The sequence below is a fragment of the Micromonospora sp. NPDC049171 genome, from assembly GCF_040648275.1.
GTDB lineage: Bacteria > Actinomycetota > Actinomycetes > Mycobacteriales > Micromonosporaceae > Micromonospora.
In genome coordinates, this window is record NZ_JBEZDJ010000006.1 from 69839 (window position 1) to 91013 (window position 21175).

The window sequence follows — 21175 nt, forward strand, 5'->3', positions numbered from 1 at the left end:
GGCTGGTGAGGTGCCGCTCAGAAGGGTAGCGGGCGTTCCGCCTCATCCCCACCGAAGGTGCCGATCTCCCGCAGTGCGTGCATCTTGTCCCGGCCCCGCTCTATCGAGGCCAGCGCCCGGGTGAGGAACTGCTCGAAGTTGGCCAGGGCGGTGTCGACGTAGTCGTCGACCTCCTCACGCAGGCGCTGGGCCTCGGCCCGGGCCTCGGCGATGATCCGGGCGCCCTCGTGTTCGGCCGACACGGTGATCTCGTTCACCGAGACCAGGCGGGCGTGTTCTGCCTCACCCTCGCTGATGATCCGGTCCGCCTCGCGCTTGCCGGCTTCCATGATCTTGTCGCGCTCCTCCAGGAGCGCGGCGGCGCGACGCAGGTCGGCGGGGAGATCGGCGCGCATCTCGTCGAGGGCAGCGATCATCTCACCCCGGTCGACCATGCAGTTGTTGCGCGACATCGGGACGGAGCGGGCCTGCTCCACCATGGCGATCAGTTCGTCGATGCGATCGAGCGGGTCCACCGGTACCTCACTCCTGTCGTTCCTCGGCCGACCTCCATGATGCGGGCTACGGCCGTTCCCCGCGTCACCAATCATGTCGTGCTCGCCCCACACAAGCCCCATCCACCCCAATCCGGCGCGTCGCGACATCGCCACCCACTGCCGCCGCCCCGCCGCCCAGCCCCGGCCCCGCCCCGCGATCTTGCACTTTCTACCGCGACAACTGCCGCAAAAACCACGAACCGGCGACCGAAACTGCAAGATCGCCGGGGTGGGGTGCGGGTGGGGTTTGGGTCAGGGGCGGGGGCCCAGGCGGGCCTGTAGGGCTTCGCGGACCGGGTCGGGCACGTGGGCGGAGATGTCGCCGCCCCACTTCGCCACGTCCTTGACCAAGCTTGAGGAGAGGAACGAGTAGAGCGGGTTGGTCGGCATGAAGAGCGTCTCGACGCCGGCCAGCCCGATGTTCATCTGGGCCATCTGCAACTCGTAGTCGAAGTCGCTGACCGCCCGCAGGCCTTTGATCAGCACACTGGCCTGTTGGGCCCGGCAGAAGTCGACAAGCAACCCGCGGAACGACTCGACCCGCACGTTGCCGTACGACGAGGTCACCTCGCGGAGCATGTCGATCCGCTCCTCGACGGTGAACAGGCCACTCTTGGACTGGTTCACCAGGACGCCAACCACCACCTCGTCGAAGAGCCGACTGGCCCGCCCGATGATGTCGAGGTGTCCGTTGGTGACCGGGTCGAACGAACCGGGGCACACCGCACGTCTCATGATCGGCGACCGTACCAAAGGGTGGTCTCGCCGTACCGGCGACTGCGGTCCGGGGTGATCCCCTCCACCCAGTCGAACTGCCTGGTACGGCTGGACCGCTCCACCACCACCAGCGCGTCGGGCACCAGCCAGCCACCATCGACGAGCGTCGTCAGCAGCGAGGTGATCTCCGCATCCGGCACCGCGTACGGCGGGTCGGCGAAGACCACGTCGTACGGCCCGCCGTCCGGGCCGGCGGCCAGCACCGTCGCGACCTTCCCGGCAACCAGGCGGACAGCCGGGCCGACGCCCAGGGTCGCCACGTTCTCCCGGATCACCCGAGCCGCCCGCGGATCGGACTCCACCAGCAGGACGTGCCGGGCACCCCGGGAGAGCGCCTCCAACCCGACCGCACCGGAGCCCGCGTACAGGTCGGCGAAGCGGGTGCCGTCGAGGTCGACCTCGGCCTGGACGGCACTGAACAGCGCCTCCCGGACCCGGTCGGAGGTGGGTCGGGTGCCGGCGCCGGGGGGCGCGGCGATCCGCCGCCCGCCGAGCGTCCCGGCCACGATCCGGGTCACCGTCTCCTCCTGCTCATGCCCGCGACGCTACGCGAGCCGGCGCCGACCACGACCAGCACCGCCGTATCGCCACCCCGGACGACATCTCCGCTGGGTCTTGACGGCGTCCGTCGCGTCTGAAACGCCCCTGACCTCTGTCGCCGCCGCCCGGTCCACTGCGGAGCCGCCAGCCGACCATGGGCACCACCCCGTCCTCAGTGATCAGTTGACCACCTTCCGTTCATCAAAGATCACGAATCAACTACATTGCCCGATGGCAATGATGAGAACTCCCCTCATTCATGACTCGTCAGTACAGTCACCCTCTGTCCCCGCTTCGCGCGGGAACACCCCCGCGTCGCGACGTCCCGGTGAGCAGACGACCTACCCGGTCGCCCCGCCTCCCGACCTCACCGCACGCGATCCGTACCCCCCTCACCAGGAGCAGGCGTTGAACCTCCCCAAGTCTCCGTTGCGGCGCATCGCGGCCATCGCCGCAGGCGCGCTGATCGGCCTCACCGGTGTCGGCGTCATGGCGTCCCCCGCCAGCGCCCACTACTCCGAGGTCAGCGGCAAAGCGGTCTGCGAGACCACCACCGGCGAGTGGGTGGTGACCTGGACCGTGAAGAGCAAGGCCCACTACTCCTCCAAGTTCTTCCAGCTGCGTACTGTCGAACTCACGCCCGCCAACACCACGGTGACCAACATCAAGGTGTCGGACCGCAAGGAGTACCCGTACAACGTCAACACCCCGATCACGGGCGTGCAGCGGGTGCCGGGTTCGGCAACGCAGGCCACCCTCGCGGTGAAGGCCAAGTGGGATGACGGCTACCCGGAGGACAACGCCACCAAGGGCACTGTGACGTTCCGCGGCACCTGCACGAAGGACGTGCCGCCGACCACCCCGCCAGCGAGCCCGACGACGCCGCCGACGACGCCGCCCACGACGCCGCCGGCCAGCCCGACCCCCACCCCGAGCCCCACCGTGACGACTCCGCCGGCTGCGGTCACCGTCCCCACCGCAAGCTTCGCCTCCGACTGTGAGGGTGCCGTCACGGTGACGTTGGCCAACGGCGCCGACGCTACGGCCGACGCCAAGCTCACCGTCAAGGCGACGGGCTTCTCGCAGACCTACACCGTCAAGCCGGGCGCCAGCAAGAGCGACATCGTCGTTCCGGCCAAGGCTGGCGCGATCACCGTCAGCGAGGGTGACAAGCCGGTCGGCAAGCCCTACACCTGGGCCACGCCGGAGGACTGCGTCAAGCCCGGCGAGCCCCAGGCGGGCTTCGAGTCCACCTGCGACAAGCTGATCTTCGGCTTCGCCAACCCGGCGAACGGCAAGGCGTTCGAGGTGACCCTGACCCCGAACAAGGGCGAGGCGCAGAAGCGGACCGTCGAGCCCGGCAAGACCGTGGTCGTCGAGTTCCCGGCGTCCGAGGGTCTGACCGTGACGCCGGCGGCCGAGGGCCTCGACGACACCAGCCCGATCGCCTGGGAGAAGCCGGCCGACTGCAACCCGGGCCAGGGTGGCGGCGACAAGGATGAGCCGGCGCTGCCGCTGACCGGTGCCGCGACCGGTGGGATCATCGCTGGCGCCGTGGTGCTGCTCGCCGCTGGTGCTGGTCTGTTCGTAATGGCGCGTCGTCGTCGGGTCCGCTTCACCGCCTGAGACAACCCGCTCTGACAACAACTGAGGGCGCGTCGACCATCTGGTCGGCGCGCCCTCGGTCATTGTCGGAGGGCAATTCCTCGTTCCGGCCCGCCTCTGGACAGTCCTTGATGGGCCAAGGTCAGTCAAGGCGGAGTGTGGACACCGTTCCGCTCAGTTCGGCTGCCTTGAAGGCAATCTCTTCCGCTCCCGCCACAGCAAGGCGATGTCGGGCCTGCTCCTGCCCCCCGGGGGTCCTCGCCGCGACGGAGACCTGCGGGTGCCTGCTCCTTGCCGGGTTCAAATATCGCTGAGCGATCACTGTCAGGTCCTGGGCGGTCCACCAACCAGAGAACTGCCCCGAGGCTCGGACATCTGGGGTCAGCTCGTCGAAAGTATCCAGCACGAGGTCCAGTGGCAGGTCACCTACTGCCACATAGCGCCATCCCTGGACGTCGCCCCACGCCGCGGCGTTCTCGATGAACGACTCCACAGAATCGAACAGTGGAGTGAACTCTCCAGACCAGGAACAGCCGAGAGTCCCGTCAGCTGCAGCGGCGATGGCACACTGGATCGAGGGGTGGTCACCGCAGCGGAAGATGTTCCCGCACCGTCCCCGGTGTCGCGGGATGCTGCGAGCGTCGGCACCAAACGTCACTCGGCCCTCTAGCGGCCCGCCCAGCGACACCACCGAAAGCCCTCCGTAGCGCCCGTCGAACGCCAGCGCGGCCCTCCTGGCCGCGGCACATTCGTCGCAGTCGCCCGCTACGGCAGCTGGCTGAGCCGGGCCCTCTACAGACACCGTCCTGGTCGGCGTGAAACTTATTCCTGAGTAATCAAGAGACCTACCAGAAAGAGCATCGCGACGCATGACCCACCGCACATAGACTGAAACGATTATTTTTCCGAAACAATCAGAACTGCCCCCGCTGCGACTTGGCCGAACCCGGGACCTACAAGAGTCACTCTGGCCGTCTGACCGTCAGACAGATGACCCAAGCGGCCAGCGGAACCAGTTATTTTTCCGATCGTCAGGGCATCACCATAAGGAAGGTTCCACAATTTCTGCCCCTCACGAAGCGACCCTCCCTCTGCTCGTGCCGTGCAGACAACGGAATCATCATGAACATCGCGCACGTCGAGAATTAGCAATCTCTCCCGGGCCGTTCCGACACGTGGTTCGAACGAAAGCGCCTGTTTGGCATCGACAAAAACTTCGCGCACTTCGCCCTCAGTCAGACGAGGCGGAGCGAAAGCGGACGCTTCCATGTGTGCGTGAAAATCACCGGGAACAGCAAGGTCGTGCACGTTCACCAACTCTGCCACTATCCGGGGCCAGACCCACACGCCATCCGTTAGGACGCTCTCACCGGCTAAAATTGCACGATCCATCGAAGCCAGGGGATCACGGACACTGCCAGGCACAACTACTAACGGCACCCCGGAACGAAGATATGCAACGATGGCAGTTTTGTCTCGGGACGTCGAACGCTCGAGATTTCCAACACTTACGGCTTTACCCACGGCGTATCCGAGGTCGTCATAGAATCCGAAGTATCTCAGTCGTCGAGAAGCCACGAATCACTCTCCATCTTATAGCCTTGCCACTCACCACCACCCGCGAACGTTCCATCGGGATTGACGAAGAGCTTTTGAGTGTATCCTGTCACATCGGCGCGCATTTCCCGGAACATCGAGTAGGTCATGTTACCGCCGTAGCACGTGATCAGGCAGACGGGTTGGCCCTCCTTGTAGCTCGGATTTGCCCTGACGGCATCCGCCACAGTTCGGGCCGTAGTTCCGTTCGCAAACCCGTCAGCGTTACCATGGATCACTACATTGTGAACACCGGGAAGACGTGGCGCGAATCGTAGGGCCGCGGCGGTATTGGGATCGTTGCCGATGCCCGTCGCCCCGTTTTCGTGGGTCACAGTCGGCTGCCACGCGGCCGGATCGTACTCGCCGGCCATGCTGCTGGAGCGGGCTGCCGAAGCCCCCTGGGCAGCCTTCGTCGCAGACTTGGTGAAGGCGTTTCGGGTGAGGCCGCTAACTATCGCGCCGGCTTCCTTCTTCGCCGCCGCGCCACCGGCCGCTGCTGCGGCCCGCGCACCTGCTCCGGACAGCAGTGACGACACTCCGGCCTTGAGGGCTTGGCCGGCTACCGAACCGAGGCCGGCCATGACGCCGCCGACGACCGCACCGACCGCGCCCTGGATGAGCATGCCGCCGAGGCTGAAATTGCCCTTGTGTTCGACCTTGGTCTCGATGGCATACGTGACCATGTTGCCGGCGGCGCCGGCGAGGGCGCCGCAGGCGACCGCTCCGGCCCCGGTCCAACCGATGGCAAAGCCGCAGCCGACACCGACGGCCACGCCCACGGCGACTCCGGCGATGGTCGCCTTGTGGTCGTCGACCCAGTTGGCGGTCGCGGTGAACGGCTTCTTGAGCTTGCAGCCCCAGCCGCACTTCTTGGGCTTGGGCGGCTTCGTGGGCGATGGTTTCGTCTGGGCTGGGTCGGGTGCGGTGGCGGCCGGGGGGCCGGTGGCGAATCCTCCGCCGTCCGAGACGATCATCAGGCCGGATGGGTCCGCGTGCACCACCGGGCTGTTGTCCGCGTACGCGTAGCCCTCCATCGACTGCGGGTCGCTGGTGTTGAGCATCGGGTCGACGGAGATGAACCGGCCCAGGGACGGGTCGTACTCGCGGGCGCCCAGGTGCGTCAGACCGGTCGGATCGGCGGTGCCGCCGACGAAGCCCTTGGTGTTGACCCAGGGAGTCGCCTGGCCGCGTGCCGTGCCGAACGGGGTCTGCCTGCGGATGGTGACCGCCTGGGTCTTCTCGTCCAGTGTGACGTCCTGGGTGCCCTGGTGGTCGCTTGCCAGCCAGGTCAGTCCCTTCGCGGTGCGCTGGGCGACAGTTCCCCCGCCGAACGGGTAGTAGCGGGTGCACGCCGCCGTCGCGGTGCTGTTGGTGTATCGGAGTTCCTCGTTCGGCAGGTAGAGGGTCCGGCCGGTGGTGTCTCGACTGATCAGGCGGTTGCCGTCGGCGTCGTACAGGTAGCTGACCGTGCCGGCGGTGTCGGTGGAGCTTTGGAGGTGACCCTCGGCGTCCCAGATCAGGGTCTGGGTTCCGTTCGGGCCGGGGCGGGTCTTGGTGTTGCCCGCCTTGTCATAGGTGTACGCCGCGCTCCGCGTGCCGCTGTTGTCGGTCGTGGTGGTGCCACGTAGTGCATGAGGTTGCCCGGCACTCGGATCGGAGGGGGCGCTGTCGCTGAACTGGTAGTCGGTCTTGACGTCACCGTTCGGTGTGGCGTGGTCGGTGAGCTGCTGCCGGGCACCGCCGAGGGTGTAGCTGTAGCTCTGCCAGTACGGTGCGGGTCCGCCGAGCGCGGCGGCGGTGGGCGCCGCGCAGTCGTCGGCATTCGGCGTCCAGGCGTCCTGGATCCGTTGGTAGCGGTCGTAGGTGAAGCACTGGATATCGGTGTAGCCGCCGCCGGTGGGCGCGTCCGCGATCTTGGTGACGTTGCCGGCGTCGTCGTAGGTGTAGTGCGTGTCGGTGACGGTGTTGGGCGTGACACCGTCGCGGTGCACCTTGATCTCGTTGAGCCGTCCGGTGGTCTGGTCGGTCTCGAAGGACAGGTACGCGCGGGAGCCGGTGCTGCTGAACATGCCGGTGTAGAGCGTGTACTGGGTGGCGTGGGCCAGGGCGTCGTACTGGCTGTCCGAGACGATGCTCGCCTCGGACGAGTTGCCGTAGAGGTCGGTCAGACTGAGGGGCTGGTCGAAGTCGGTGTAGTGGTTCAGGACGCTTTCCGCCTGCAGGTCACCGGTGGCGGGGTAGCTGAGCCCGCTGATGCTGCCGTCCGGGTTGTACCCCGAGCCGAAGACGAAGGTGCCGCCGATTCCGGTTTCCGCGTTGGGAATCGTCACGCTGCTGATCAGCGGCTGGTAGCGCTTGTCGTACTGCTTGACGGCCTTGACGTAGCGACGGTTGGAGTCGATTCGACTCGCCTGGAAGAGTTGCCCCTTCACCGGGGTCACTCCGTCGGTGAAGGTCGCCTCGTCGTAGTCCCACTGGGCGAGCTGCCCGCTGGAGGTGGGGCTGGTGCCCTTGTACAGGGCCGTCTTGCGGTCCAGGGCGTCGTAGGTGTACGTGAGGGAGACCGAGTTGGCGTCCGTGCTGCCGGTCACCCGTCCGGCAACGTCGTACCTCTTGGTTGCCTTACCGGCATCCGGATCGGTGGTGCTGGTCTGCCGGCCCCGCAGGTCGTAGCCGTACGCCCACCTGCTCCCGTCGGGCGTGGTGACCGAGTCGAGCAGACCGCGGCGGTTGTAGCTGTAGTCGGTGTGGTCGTAGTCGGTGCCGGTGGCCGAGCGGGTCGGGTACTGGCGCAGCTGCACCGTCCGGCCGCGCGCATCGGTCCAGGTGGACGTCGCGGTCGCGCCGGTGGGTGGCTCGACGTCGGTGTGGTCACCGCCGTAGACCGTCGTGGTCCGCCAGCGCTCAGCCCCCTTGGGCGTGAACATGGAGGTGACGGGTCGACCAGCGCCGTCGTACCTGGTCGCGGTCTGGTTCGGTACGTCCTCCCGGATCAGCGGCTGCACCAGGTCGGTGCCGGGCCCCCCGGTCCTGTCGTAGTAGGCGCCATAGTCCAGCACCTGCCGACCGGCCGCGTCGTAGAAGGTGTCGGTGAGGATCCGGCCACCCTTGGGTGACGCGGTCTGCGTCTGTCGCGGCCGCAGCAGCCCGTCGTACAGGCTGTAGGACTTGGTGACACCACCCTTGGGGTTCAGGTGGCTGGTCGTCACCGCGTTCACACCATCGGTGCGGATCAGGTAGTCGTACGCCACATCGGGGGTGTCCGAGGCGGGGTTCCGCCCCGGCAGCCACACCTTCTTGAGCCGGCCGAGGCCGTCGTAGGTGAGGTTGGTGCTCAACAGGTTGACGTCGGTGGTCGAGGTGGCCAGCCCCCACGCCGGTTCGACAGTCGTGGTGGTCTGCCAGTCCATCGGATTGGTGTCCACGGTCTGGGTCACGGGACCGGTGCGCAGGGGTGTGTACGTGGTCGCCGAGTGGTGGTCGAGGGCGTCCCACGACTCGACCGCGCGGCCGAGGTCGTCGTAGGCGGAACGGGTCACCTGCACGTACGTCGGGCTGCCGCTGTTGTACGCGCTCATCTGTTCGGTCTTGGTGACGTCGCCTCTGCTGGGGGCGACGCCGTAGGTGTGCCCGTCGTAGAGGGTGCGCCCGTCGCCGATCACGTCGGCCTCGGCAACGGTGCCAGTGGTCTTCGCGCATTCCAGCGCGTACGTCTGCACACGGTGCGGCAGTGACACCAGCCAATCCGACGTGTTCCGCGGCTCGAACGTGGTGGCCGTGCACTGCTCGTCGCCGGTCACCGCCTCGTCGCCGTAGTCGTCCTCCCTGGTGACCATGCCGTACTCGTCGAAGGTGCTCCTGCTGTAGGTCTTGCGGACCCACGGCGCGTGATCGAGGGTGACCCGCGAATGGGTGCCCTCGTTGTTGACGAAGCGGGCGTGGACCGTGACCCCGTTGATCGTCCGACTTGCGGTGGGTGCCGACTGCCACGGGTCGTGAATCTCCCCGGAGACCTCGGGGCCGCCGGGACCGAGGAACGTGCGCGTCTCGCGGGTCATGCCCGCGTACGCGTCCTCGTCCGGCACCGAGCCCTTCTGCGAGTCGGTGACCGACACGGACCGGGTTCCGCTCGGCAGGTGGTCGCCGTTCATGCCACGGAAGAAGGTCGACTCGGTGTACGTCTGTCCGCCCGGGTCGCCGGTGGTGACGCCGACCTTGCCGTACCCCCGCCACTGGGACCAGGTCTTGGCGTCGTCGGAGATCAGGCCGTCGTCGTCGGTGTAGTGCCACGCCGGGTCACCGATGTAGGTGTAGTGGTGCAGGACACGGGTGGACCGACCCGTCTTGTCGGTCTCGGTGACCTCGTTGACGACATACCGGTTGAAGTAGTCGGTCTTCTCGCTGAAGCCCGGCGGTGCCCAGCGAACGGGGTAGCACCGCAGGGTGTTGTTCTGCGGCGACGTCGGCACGTTCCTCTGGGCGACGCAGTCGGAGTCGAGGTAGTCGACGTGGACGATCGCACCGGTCTCGGTGTTGATGTCGGTGAGCCGCATCCAGTTCATCGGCGGCGAGTTGTCGACGGTGTCGACCCGGTTGGCCTTGGCCTTACCGGTGAAGGTCACGTCCGGGAGCGTCGTCGTCGTGCCCACCAGGCCGGTGTGGCTGATCTTCTCCAGCCAGAGGCCGGCCCGCGTGCCGTCTTCCGGGTCGGGGTACGCGTGTGTGAGCGCCCACTGTTCGACGTTGCGGAACTTGCCACTCGACGCGTCGTACGTGCTGGTGGTGACCGTGCTGAGGCGCCGGGTGCTGTAGAACGACGGCATCCGGGCGTCACACGCGGTGCCGCTCGAGCAGTCCAGATCCCACGGGGTGTCCGGCCAGTGCTTGGCGTCGTGGGTGCCGCAGTCGTTCAGGCAGCGGTCGCCGTAGCCGAAGGTCACCTGTGCCGCCGCGTGCCCGGTGAAGATCGTGTCCTTGCCGGTGGCCAGGTCAGGCTCCACCCGGGTGCCGTAGCTGACGTGGTCCAGGTAGCCGTCACGGACGTACGAGTGGACCTTGGTGGTGGTGGACTGGTAGTTGTTCGACTCGGTCTTGTACCAGTACGACATGGTGTTGCCGTGCGGGTCGACGACGTAGTCGAGGTTCCACCGCCACGCCTGGGTGCACGACGACGCCTTGAACTCGTCCTGGTGGCAGGGCTCGCCACTCTGGTTGCCGAAGACCGGCACCGTCCAGGTCGAACTGGTGGTGGCGCCCGTGGTCCAGCCGGGAAGCTTGTTGCGGCCGAACCAGTACTGGGTGCCGTTCGCCGTCGTGACGACCCACCACTCACCGTTGAGCGCTCCGTTGTCGGCGCCGGTCCGGTGCTCGATCCGCGAGCCGTCGTCGTTGCGCAGGTGCCACAGGTTCGCCGTGCTGGCGTCCTTGATCAGGTCGCCGCCCGAACCGTTCAGACTCAACGACGCGTTGTCGGTGGCCCAGCACTGGTCATCGGCGTGCTTGTCGGCGTCGCCGGCGTTGTTGCCGTTCGTGGTGTCATCGCTACAGGGTTTGTAGCGGCGCTCGATGAAGCCATTCGTGGAAAGCTCGAAACCCTCGCCCACCTCGGACGGCTGGTTGTTCGAGGAGGCCATCCGCCCGTCGACCGCCTGCGACGAGTACCCCAGTTCGACAGTCGGCATCGGGCCACCCATCGCCGGCGGCACCCGCATCGGGTACGACCAGGAGAAGTTGCCCGACGACCCGCCCGCCGACCAGGTCCCGGACGCCGACAGCTTGGTGGCGCCGTAGCTGCCGGCCGGGCCGGACGGCGCCGCCGTGAGCGCCAGCAACTGGTCGCCCTCGACCGCGATGTCGGCGGTGGCCCGCTTCGCCACCGTGTCGTTGCGGGTCGGTACCTCACTGCCTGCGCACTGAGTGCTGCCCGGCGAGGTCAACGCGCATTCCGGGAGCCGCACCAGGCGCAACCGGCTCGACCAGTCGGCGCCGTACGCGGTGGCGAATCTGCCGTAGTCCACCGCGACGCCGACCGGAGCCGCAGCAGTTGCGCCGTCACCACGCCGTACCCGGAACAGCAGACCGGCCACGTTCGCTCGCGCCGATGCCTTCTGGTCAAGCACGTCGAGGTGCATGCGGGACGGCGGTGGACCCGACCTGGCCGCTACCGACGCCGCCGGCGGCCGGAAGGAGACCGGCGAGCCCGTCGGCGCCGAGAGCGCGGCGTCGGCACTACCGGCGGACGGCCACACCGGTGCCGGAAGGCTCCCCGCCTGCGGCAGGTGGCTCACCGGTGACGGGAGAGCCGACACCTTCCGCACCGGGACGCTCGGCTGCGCCGCGGCCTTCGGCGGAGTGAAGGGCTTCGGCTTCGCCGCGATGACAGGCTGCTGGTGCATGGTGACGACGAGCGCGGTCGTGACCAGCATCGCGAGCACCGCGCGAACGCGGTACGAGCGGGATCTCACCGGTGACCTCCACAGATCAGGGGTGCGCAAGCGGGGGTGCACGTCAGGAACCGGTGCCGGGCGGACGGATCACGACGGACTTGCCCATCGGGAAGCCTTCACCGTTCTCGTCATAATGGATTCCGTCGTGGTCGTACGGTTGCATCCAGATCGACGCGGGGTAAGGCATCGCGGCCGGGTCCGGCCGGTCTTTGAAAATCATCTTCATTGACCCGTCCTCACCGAACACCATCTCCCAGGTGAGCCGCAGGTCCGGCCTCTCTGTGAATGCGTAGTTGCGCGCCTCGACGACGAACTGTCGATGTGGCGCCACGCCAACCACAGTCGTCAATGTGCTCGCCTGAGGGTCGTCGAATATTCTGTTACCACCCGGCCAGAACTCGATTTCTCCACCCGCTGAACCATCATCCGGGTAGTCGTTGTACATCTCACTCGGACCGACGTAGGCGGTCGTCCAGTGACCTCCGTAGTAGGGGAACGCGAAAGGCAGCGTGACCTCCCCCGCGCCGTCGGGCACCAGGGTGTCGCCGGCAATCCAATCCGCCTGTTCCAGGGTGCAGGAGTAGCCGAAGTCATCGTAATATTTGGTGAGCGTGAGGTCGACTGTGATATCACCATCGACGTCCTGGTTCGGATCGTTCGCGGCATCGCATCCTTGTAGCGCCTCAAGGCCGTAGGTCCCCCATTCAAGATCCCCGAACGAGTAATGCCCGGCCTCATCTGACGTCACTTCCTCCTGGTCAAGGTGAACGTATGCGCCCCTGACTGGCTTTCCATTACGGAGCACCGTGCCGGAAATCGAGCCATACGAGAGGGGCCAGGGATCAGTGGGATGAACGAACGTCACCGCCGTGCCGGGCACCAGCGCCGGCTCCTGGAAGGAGTACTGCAGGCCGTAGCCCCCTCCTGGACTGGTGATTCCGACGGCGGCATTGCCACCCCTCGCCCTGTCGTCGGTCGCACCGGTGTAATTGAAGGTAATATCGCCGCTCGGCGCGAACAGCACCTCGAAGCTGACGCGGGAGTCGTTGTAGAAGTTGGCGTCGCGCCATTCCACGACAAAACGTTGCGCTGACCCAGTACCAATGGTGGCGGTCCAAACACTGGATTGAGAATCCAGAGAAAGGTCGTCCCAGAACGGGAGGACCGCGGCATGCGGCGCGTTCGCCCGGTCGGGAAGGCTCACAGGCTTGTACGGAAGCGAATACGCAGGTTCCTTGAAGGTGAGGCCGCCCTTCTCGGATACCCACGCAGTGCTGTAAGTCCGGCCATAATATGGCAGCGGGAACGGCAAGGTGACGGCTTCGGTGGTCTGTAATCCTGTTCCGAGAGCCAGCTTTGTGGTGCCGGCCACGAAGCCGACGTTGGGCGTGGCTTCACAGGTGTAGCCGTAGACGTCGGACTCCGCCGCGAGCATCAAGTTCATCGGCACGACCCGGTCGACGTCGACCTCGGTGGTCGCGACCTCGCCCGCGCAGCCGACGCCGCCGTTCGTCGCGGTCACGTTGTACGTGCCGGCGGCGATTCCCGTAAAGCTGTAGGTCCCCGTCGCACTCGTGATCTGCGTCAGGTCCCCGGGGGACAACCGCACCGTGACGCCAGCCACTGCCGCGCCAGTGTTCGCATCGGTCACCTTGCCGGTGAGCGCGGGCGCTTCTCGAAAATTCAGCAGGGTCGAGGCGATCGGTGACTTGAGGCCCGCCGCGTCGATCCCCTGCACCATGAGCATCGGCGTGCCGACCGTGGACGCCGTCACGTTGACCGTCGTCTGCCCGCCCGCTGCCGGCAGGGCCACCGTGGTGACCGCGCCAGACACGCCCAGCTGGTACTGCACCTTTGTCACGGCCGTGTCCCCGCCAGCACTCAGCACCGCCTGCAGTGTCTGACCGGCGTACGCGGAGGTGCCGTTCGGCGTCGTCACGATTGGCGGGTTGGGCAACTTGAGGAGGGTGAACTCCGACTCCGTGGCGAGCACCACCCGGCCGTACATCCGAACGTCGTCGATCGCTCCGGGGAAGTAGCTGGTCTGGGTCCCACCTAACCGTGCCCGCCCGACAGTCACCGGGCCGGTGGCGTCGAACGTCGTGGACGTCGCGGTTGCCGTCTGCAGCACACCGTCGACATAGAGCCGGAGCGCGTGGGTGGTGCCGTCGTAGGTGGCAAGCAGCCTGGTCCAGACTCCGGCCGCCGCCGTCGAATCGGAAAGGATCGCAGCGATCGCAGGTCCGTCCACGTCGGTGTCTGCGACGGCGAAACGCCATTTCCTGTCGATGATGCTGTAGCTGAGCACGAACGGTGACGTCCGGTTACCGTCCTGGGCGACGACCGCCCGTTCACCGGCACCGGCGGTGCTGTCCAGCCGGACCGTGGCCGCCACACTGAAGCTACGGTTGGAATGCAGGGTAGTTGGCCCGCCCGTCTGCGGGTCCCGGGTGACTACCGATCCGGTGGTCACCGCATGCGCCCAAGGGGCGGCCAACAGCAGGGCACTGCCATAGCCCCCGCGGCCGGGCGTCCAGGTGCCACGATTGACGACCGTCAGGGTGTTGCCGTGCTCGGAGACGTCCGTGCCAGCCCGGTCGTCGAAGGTCCAGCGCGCATCCGGTCCCGATCCCGCGCGTACGGTGAAGACGTAGACATACGGCGAGGTGGAGAAGTTGCCGGCCTTGTCGCGCGACCACACCCGCAGGTTGTACGCCTGGTCGACGACCGGGTTGATCGAGATCGTCGCGGTGTGGTCGGCGCTGGCGGTCACCTGGGTTGCGCTCGCCGCGCTGACACCCGGGTCAAGGGTGTACGCGTACCCGGCGAAGTCGGTCGGTGTGCTCGTCGGTGGCCTCAGGGTGAAGGTGCCGGGCATGCCGACACCACCGTGGGCCTGGCCGTCGTTGGGGTAGTCGGTCGAGGTGACCGCGCTGGGCGCTGCGGGCGACGTCACATCGACCTCGAACTCGCAGGTCGACGAGTACTGCCCGTTATCGATGCCGTCGTTGGCAATGGCCTGCACGACGTACACGCCGCCGTCGGCGAGCCGTCCGGACGGAACTGTCACGTTGGCGTACTGGCCCGCGACGATCGAGCCCTGCGCGACCGAGTCCGTGCTGTTGCGTGTGCCGCCGGTGAGCTTCCACCAGTGGAAGGTGCCCTTGAGCAGCCGGGACGTACCGTCGGGGTCGGTGAGTCGTGCCCTCAGGGCGGGGGTCAGCGTCCGGAGGTACGGCCGGGAGGCACCAGTGAGACACGGACCGTCCGCCACACTCAACGAGTCCGGCGCGTTCGGGTACGAGTTGTAGATGACGGTCAGCAGGGCGGTGCCGGCGTCGAACTTCTTCCAGTTGTTCACGTCCGACTCGCTCACCGCCCGAAGGCCGAGCGTCAGAGTGCTGGACGTCCCCCCGGATGCCGCCTGCAAGGCGCTGGTGACGCCCCACTCGGTGCGGCGGCGCACCCGGTCATGTGCGTGGCTGTTGGCCGTGGCCACCACCGCGCCCCAGCTGGCGGCGTTGTTCGACCAGGTGGTGCCGGAGTTGATTCCCCCGGTCACCCGCACCTGCGTGCCGTAGTCGGTGTTCGTCCAGGAGTACACGGTGTCCATCGACAGCTTGGCGTCCTGCACGTGCTTGTGCAGGAGACTGCCGATTCCGAAGGCGAACAAGGACCGGTAGATCATGCTCTTCGGTGTGTTGGTGTAACCCACCTTGGCGCACTGGATGGATCCGTACGGGTCGGGGCAGTCCTGCTTGTCGTAGCTCCAGTAGGGCTGGGTCGGATAGGTGCTGTTGATCATGGTCCAGGCGGACTTGCCGAACGCCGGGTCGATGTAGACCGGGTACGTCGTCGCCTTGTCGCGGAGCATGTTGACATCCGGACGAACCACGAGTTCGGTGCCGGTGAGCTGAACTGGCATCGCCGCCTGCGCTGCGGCGGGGCCGGCCAGCCGTGAGCCCAGGTTCGGCCCGGCAGCGCGGTCGGTGGACTCCGAGGAGTCCCACATCGCCGGCGCGCCGGAACCAAACAGCGTGACGCCCGCATTGTCGACCGCCGTCAGGTCGCCGGCCGGGCCCTGCCGAAGCCGCAGACCCTTGCTGGTGGTGCCAAAACGCACGTTGGCCAGGGCAGGGTTGGCGGCGGCCTTGGCGTCCTTGACCACCAACAACTCGGAGTAGCCCTCAACCTCCGCGGTCAACACCAGGTCGACACCGGGAAGAACCTCCGGGTACGTGGCGCGGGCGCCGCTGAGCTTCGGTGTGGGAAGCGCGGTCGGCCAGTGCAGGCTCAACTCGGCGGAGCCCTTGCCGATGGTTGCGGCCGGCCCAGTGCCGCCCCCGGAGAACGAGATCCGTAGCGAGGTCGCGGCCGGGACGATGCTGCCGTCAGCGGCCAGGTGCAGTGCCGGATCCGGCTTGACCCACTGGCCGGACCGGTCGCGTACGCGCTGGGCGGTGGCTGCGACGCGGGCGGTGAAGGAGCCGTTCGGGTTCGCGAACACCTGCAGCTTCTCGTCCCGCGCGGACGCCACCTCGACCTGGCCACGACAAGAGGCTGCGGCTCGGGTTGCCGTCGCCTCATCGTTCGCCGAATCGGGACATCTCGGTGACGGTGCTGCCAGCGCGGCAACCGGTCCGTCGAGCACCACCACTGACATGGGCAACAGCAGAGCTACCAAGACCGCGAGCGACGACCGCCACGTTCTACGAGCGCCGACCCCGACGCAGAAAACACGACGCCCACGGTGGCCCATGGCTCCCCCAACACTCACAGCCCAGCTGACAGATCATGCTGACCAGCCGTTGCGCATCGGCCGCATGCCGATCAGCACATCCCCCGCACATCGAAAAGTTTCGTTTCATCGTGGCGCGGGCTTGTGAGTTGCCAGTGCGACACCTACGGTCGTGATCGAGTCACACAGGGGAGTCCGGTTGGAGATCAGATTTGCCCTCCTCGGCACGTTGGAGGCATCTGTTGACGGAGCAGTCCTGAGCCTGGACGCTGCGGCCATGCTCAGGGCGGTGCTTGCTGCGCTTCTCCTCGCCGGCGGGCAGCGCGTCAGCAACCGCAGACTCGTCCAGTCGCTCTGGGCGACGCCACCCCGCTCCGCGTTGTCAAATCTCCGCAGTTACCTCGCTCGGGTACGCGCCATCCTGGGTAACGCCGACCCCCGTCTGGCGGCACGGCTGGTCACCGTCTCCGACGGTGGCGGCTACCTCTTCACCCTTGGACCCAAGGAGTTGGACGTCAACGTCTTCTCCGACCTCGCCCGACGCGGCCAGGCCCACCTCAGGGCCGGCGACCACGCCTCCGCGGCAGCGCTGCTGCACGACGCTCTCGCACTCTGGCGAGGCCCGGCGGGCGACAACATCACCGCTACCGGCACCATCACACAACAACTCGCCGACCTCGACGAACAGCGCATCATCGCCACCGAAGACTTCGTCGACGCACGCCTTGCGCTCGGGGCCACCAGCAGCCTCCTGCACGACATCCGTGCCCTCGTGCTCGACCAGCCCCTGCGCGACCGCCCCTGGGAACAACTCATGCGAGCGCTGTACCTCACCGGCGATCCGGCCGGAGCACTCGGCGCCTACCAGAAAGCTCGTAGGTCCTTCGGCGAAGCTCTGGGCATCGAGCCGTCTGGACGCCTCCAACAGCTTCAGGTCGCGATCCTGCAACGCGACGACCTCGTCATCGCCCGGCACGCGCTGCGCTAGGAGAGCCTCAGCCCTTCTCCAGGTATTCGGCGCGTTCCTCGTCGACGAGTGCGGCGACCGAGGCGGCCAGCGCCGGATTGCGGGTCAGGTCCGGGTCGTCCTCGATCAGGGTGATCGCCTCGGCGCGGGCGTCGCGGATCAGGTCGGCGTCGCGGCGCAGCGACAGCAGCCGCAGGTGGGAGCGGTGCCCGGACTGGGTCGCACCCAGCACGTCGCCCTCGCGGCGCTGCTCCAGATCCAACTCGGCGAGCTTGAAGCCGTCGCTCGTGGACGCCACCGCGTCCAGCCGTTCCCGTGCCGACGAGCCCTCGGCCGCCTCGCTGACCAGCAGGCAGAGCCCGGCGGCGGCGCCCCGGCCGACCCGGCCCCGCAACTGGTGCAGTTGGGAGACACCGAACCGGTCGGCGTCCAACACGATCATCACGGTGGCGTTCGGCACGTCCACGCCGACCTCGATCACCGTGGTCGCCACCAGCACGTCCAGGTCACCGGCGGCGAAGGAGCGCATCACGGCGTCCTTCTCGTCGGCCGGCAGGCGACCGTGCAGCACCCCGATCCGCAGCCCGTGCAACGGCCCCTCGGCCAGCAGCGGGGCCACCTCGGTCACCGCCACCGGCGGCCGACGACCGTTGTCGTCCACCGGGGGCGGCTCCTCGTCCGCTGCCGGCCCCTCTCCGATGCGCGGGCACACCACGTACGCCTGATGGCCGGCGGCCACCTCCTCGCGCAACCGACGCCAGGCCCGGTCCAGATAGGCGGGTTTCTCGGCGGCCGGCACCACGTGCGAGGCGATCGGCGACCGCCCCCGGGGCAGCTGGGAGAGGGTGGAGACCTCCAGGTCGCCGTAGACGGTCATCGCCACCGTGCGCGGGATCGGGGTGGCGGTCATCACCAGCACGTGCGGCGGCTGGTCGGCCTTGGCCCGCAGGGCGTCGCGCTGCTCCACGCCGAAGCGGTGCTGCTCGTCGACGACGACCAGGCCGAGGTCGGCGAAGTCGACTCCCTCGTAGAGCAGGGCGTGGGTGCCCAGCACGATGCCGGCGGCGCCACTTGCCACCTCGCCGAGCGCCCGCCGGCGGGCCGCCGCGCCCAGTGAACCGGTGACCAGCTCGACCCGGGTGGCGTGCTCGGCGGAACCCAGCTCGCCGGCCCGCCCGAGCGGCCCGAGCAGGTCGAGCATGCCGCGGTGGTGCTGGGCGGCCAGCACCTCGGTGGGTGCCAGCAGCGCGGCCTGCCCGCCCGCGTCGACCACCTGGAGCATCGCCCGCAACGCCACCACGGTCTTGCCCGAGCCCACCTCACCCTGCAACAACCGGTGCATCGGGTGCGGGGTGGCGAGATCTGCGGCGATCTCCACGCCGACGTCGCGCTGACCGGCCGTCAGCTCGTACGGCAGTCGGGCGTCGAAGGCGTCCAGCAGCCCGCCGGAACGCGTCGGGCGGGGCCGGGCCGGCCAGTCCGCCGCCCGGTGCTTGCGCTGCACCAGGGTCAACTGGACGGCGAACGCCTCGTCCCACTTGAGCCGCCGCCGCGCCCGGTACAGTGCCTCCTTGCTGGACGGCCGGTGGATCTCCGTCAAGGCGGTGCCCAACCCGACCAGCTTGCGGCTGGCGCGCACCTCGCCCGGCAGCGGATCGTCCGGTGGGGTGAACGTGTCCAGCACGACCCGCACACACCGCGCGATCACCCAGGTCGGCACCGCCGCGGCGGCCGGGTAGACGGGGATCAGCGCACCGGCGAACTCCTCGATCTCGTCGCTGGCCGCCGCCTCGCCGTCACCACCCTCGCCGAGCAGGACGTACTCCGGGCCGTTGAGCTGCCGGTTGCCCCGGAACTCGGTGACCTTGCCGGCGAACAGCCCCCACCGGCCGGGGCGCAGCTCCCGCTCGCGCCACGCCTGGTTGCCGAAGAAGGTCAACGTCAGCAGCCCACCGGAGCCGTCACCGACGGTCACCTCCAGTAGGTTGCCCCGTCGCTGCCGCATCGGGCGCACGGCGGTGCGCTGCACCTGGGCCAGCACGGTGACCTGCTCGCCGACGTCCAGCGAGCGGATGTCGGTGTGCTCGCCACGCTCGTCGTAGCGACGCGGGAAGTGATAGACCAGGTCACCCGCGGTGTGCAGGTCGAGGTGTGCGGCCAGCGCCTTGGCTGTCTTGTCCCCGACCAGCTTCTTCAGCGGAGTGTCCACGGTGGCTGGTTCGCTCATTCGATCCCTACCAGGAGCGGATAAAACGGTTGGCCGCCCGGGTACGTGTGCACCTCGACGAACGGCCAGCGCCTCGCGACGTGCGCGCGGACGGCATCGGTGAGCCCGGCCGGAGCGTCGGCCCCGGCCAACAGGGTGACCAGCTCGCCCCCGCCGCCGAGCATCCGGTCGACAACCGCCGCGCAGGTGTCGGTGAGGTCGGTGCCGATCAGGTGCACCTCGCCCTCGACAAGCGCCAGCACGTCACCGGGACGGCACGGGCCGGCCACGGTCAGCGCCTCCCGGCTGGCATGGCAGACCTCGGCGTAACGGCAGGCCCCGGCGGCCTCGGCCATCGCGATCACGTCGTCCTCGAAGCGGCGGTCGGCGTCGCGGACCGCGAGGGCTGCGAGGGCCTGCACGGGCGAGCGGGTCGGCACCACGCTCACCTTGATGCCGTGTCGATGCGCCTCGCGGGCTGCCGCGCTCGCCACCGCCTGCGTGTTGGGGTCGTTGGGCAGCATCACCACCCGGGCCGCGCCGGTGCCACGGATCGCGTCCAGCAGCTCACCCGTGGACGGGTTGCCCGGCACCACTGTCGCGCCCTCCGCGGCGAACAGCTCGGCGATGCCGCCGCCGGTGGCCACCACCACCGCGGCCCGGCCGTCCGACACCGGGCCGCGGGGCGGCTCCGGTTGGTCGGCGAAGCGGGTCACCGAGATCCGGTACGGGCGGCCGGCGGCGACACCCGCCTCGACCGCCGCGCCCACGTCGTTGACGTGCACGTGCACGTTCCAGGTGCTCTCCGGCTCGCGCCCGTCGCCGACGACGACGAGCGAATCCCCCAGTGCGGCGAGCGCCCGCCGCATCCGGGCCACCGCCTCGGCCCCCGCGTCGAGCAGGAACTGCACCTCGTACGCGTACTCGTCGGAACCGGTCTCCCGCGCGACGGTGGCCGCCGGGCGGGCGGAGCGCGGCGTCGGTGCGGGCCCGGCGGTGCTCTCCCCGGTCAGCACCTCGACCAGGGCGTCCAGCAGCACGCAGAGCCCTCGCCCACCCGCGTCGACGACGCCCGCGCGGGCCAGTGCCGGCAGCTGCTCCGGGGTCCGGGCGAGCGCCTCGGCCGCCGCCCGGGCCGCGAGGCGGGCCACCGCCGGCAGGTCGTCGCTGTCGGCCCGGTCGGCCGCGGCGGCGGCCGCCGCGACCACGGTGAGCAGGGTGCCCTCGACCGGCTGGGCGACAGCGGTGTACGCCGCGGCGGTGGCCGAGCGCAGCGCGGCGGCCAACTCCCGGCCGCGCACCGCCGGGGCCACGGTGAGCTCGTCGGCGAACCCCCGCAGGATCTGCGCGAGGATCACCCCGGAGTTGCCCCGTGCCCCGAGCAACGCGCCCTGGGCCATCAGCCGCAGCGCGTGCCCGTGGGCTGTCGGGCCGCTGTCGGGCAGGGTGTCCAGATCCATCGCGAGCGCCTGCTGGGCGGAGGTGAGGGTGAGCACCAGGTTGGTGCCGGTGTCGCCGTCGGGCACCGGATAGACGTTGAGCCTGTCGATCTCACCCTGGTGACGCTTCAGCGCGGCCAGCCCACCCGCGCACCAACGGCGCACCGCGGCGGCGTCGAGGGTGTCCAGCACGGCCAGAAGCCTACTGGCGCGCACCGACACGCGTCGGACTCGTCCGGCGTGTCCGGTTGCCCCGCACCCGACCGGCCCGCCACCCTGGCCCGGGCGGACGGGATCCGCCCTCCAGGTACAGTTGCCGCCG

The 21175-nt window shown here is 68.4% G+C and carries 11 protein-coding genes; 2 read left to right on the plus strand and 9 right to left on the minus strand.

Annotated features, from left to right (window positions below):
* Positions 1-17: 17 nt before the first annotated feature.
* The 3 genes from AB0B14_RS09665 to rsmD form a co-directional block, all read right to left on the minus strand.
* Complete coding sequence (locus AB0B14_RS09665) at positions 18-515, minus strand: hypothetical protein (RefSeq protein WP_281899866.1); 498 nt, start codon at positions 513-515, stop codon at positions 18-20.
* Between the two features lie 273 nt (positions 516-788).
* Positions 789-1271: a pantetheine-phosphate adenylyltransferase gene (coaD, locus tag AB0B14_RS09670; protein ID WP_357077774.1), complete on the minus strand. Its 483-nt coding sequence runs from the start codon at positions 1269-1271 to the stop codon at positions 789-791.
* A complete protein-coding gene (gene rsmD, locus AB0B14_RS09675; RefSeq protein WP_357077771.1) occupies positions 1268-1831 on the minus strand; it encodes a 16S rRNA (guanine(966)-N(2))-methyltransferase RsmD in 564 nt (187 codons plus the stop codon). Before rsmD ends, coaD begins: the two co-directional genes overlap by 4 nt.
* A 430-nt stretch (positions 1832-2261) precedes the next feature.
* On the opposite strand from rsmD, the gene AB0B14_RS09680 reads away from it, so the two are divergent.
* A complete protein-coding gene (locus tag AB0B14_RS09680; protein ID WP_357522161.1) occupies positions 2262-3479 on the plus strand; it encodes a cell wall anchor protein in 1218 nt (405 codons plus the stop codon).
* Between the two features lie 121 nt (positions 3480-3600).
* Here the strand turns inward: AB0B14_RS09680 and AB0B14_RS09685 are convergent, their stop codons facing one another.
* The 4 genes from AB0B14_RS09685 to AB0B14_RS09700 form a co-directional block, all read right to left on the minus strand.
* Positions 3601-3951, minus strand: coding sequence for a hypothetical protein (locus AB0B14_RS09685; RefSeq protein ID WP_357522163.1), 351 nt, complete (start codon positions 3949-3951; stop codon positions 3601-3603).
* Between the two features lie 404 nt (positions 3952-4355).
* Positions 4356-4772 (minus strand): hypothetical protein, encoded by a 417-nt coding sequence (locus AB0B14_RS09690; protein ID WP_357522165.1) that lies wholly within the window; start codon positions 4770-4772, stop codon positions 4356-4358.
* A gap of 245 nt (positions 4773-5017) precedes the next feature.
* The gene (locus tag AB0B14_RS09695) at positions 5018-11521 is read right to left on the minus strand and encodes an RHS repeat-associated core domain-containing protein (protein ID WP_357522167.1); all 6504 of its coding nucleotides are present in this window, start codon (positions 11519-11521) and stop codon (positions 5018-5020) included.
* Between the two features lie 43 nt (positions 11522-11564).
* Positions 11565-16166 carry a LamG-like jellyroll fold domain-containing protein gene (locus AB0B14_RS09700; protein ID WP_357522169.1) on the minus strand — a complete coding sequence of 1534 codons (4602 nt, stop codon included), beginning with the start codon at positions 16164-16166 and terminating at the stop codon, positions 11565-11567.
* A gap of 274 nt (positions 16167-16440) precedes the next feature.
* On the opposite strand from AB0B14_RS09700, the gene AB0B14_RS09705 reads away from it, so the two are divergent.
* A complete protein-coding gene (locus AB0B14_RS09705) occupies positions 16441-17229 on the plus strand; it encodes an AfsR/SARP family transcriptional regulator (RefSeq protein ID WP_357522171.1) in 789 nt (262 codons plus the stop codon).
* A 7-nt stretch (positions 17230-17236) separates the two neighbouring features.
* On the opposite strand, the gene recG is transcribed toward AB0B14_RS09705, so the two are convergent.
* Both recG and AB0B14_RS09715 read right to left on the minus strand, forming a co-directional pair.
* Positions 17237-19435, minus strand: a complete 2199-nt coding sequence (gene recG, locus AB0B14_RS09710; protein ID WP_357077753.1) for an ATP-dependent DNA helicase RecG — start codon at positions 19433-19435, stop codon at positions 17237-17239.
* Positions 19432-21045, minus strand: coding sequence for a DAK2 domain-containing protein (locus AB0B14_RS09715; RefSeq protein WP_357522172.1), 1614 nt, complete (start codon positions 21043-21045; stop codon positions 19432-19434). The genes recG and AB0B14_RS09715 overlap by 4 nt, the downstream gene beginning before the upstream one ends.
* Positions 21046-21175: the final 130 nt, after the last annotated feature.

Excerpts from the sequence above, each read along its gene's own strand:
- coaD (WP_357077774.1), bottom strand. The coding sequence starts at position 1,271 with ATGAGACGTGCGGTGTGCCCCGGTTCGTTCGACCCGGTCACCAACGGA.
- AB0B14_RS09700 (WP_357522169.1), bottom strand. The coding sequence starts at position 16,166 with ATGTCAGTGGTGGTGCTCGACGGACCGGTTGCCGCGCTGGCAGCACCG.
- recG (WP_357077753.1), bottom strand. The coding sequence starts at position 19,435 with ATGAGCGAACCAGCCACCGTGGACACTCCGCTGAAGAAGCTGGTCGGG.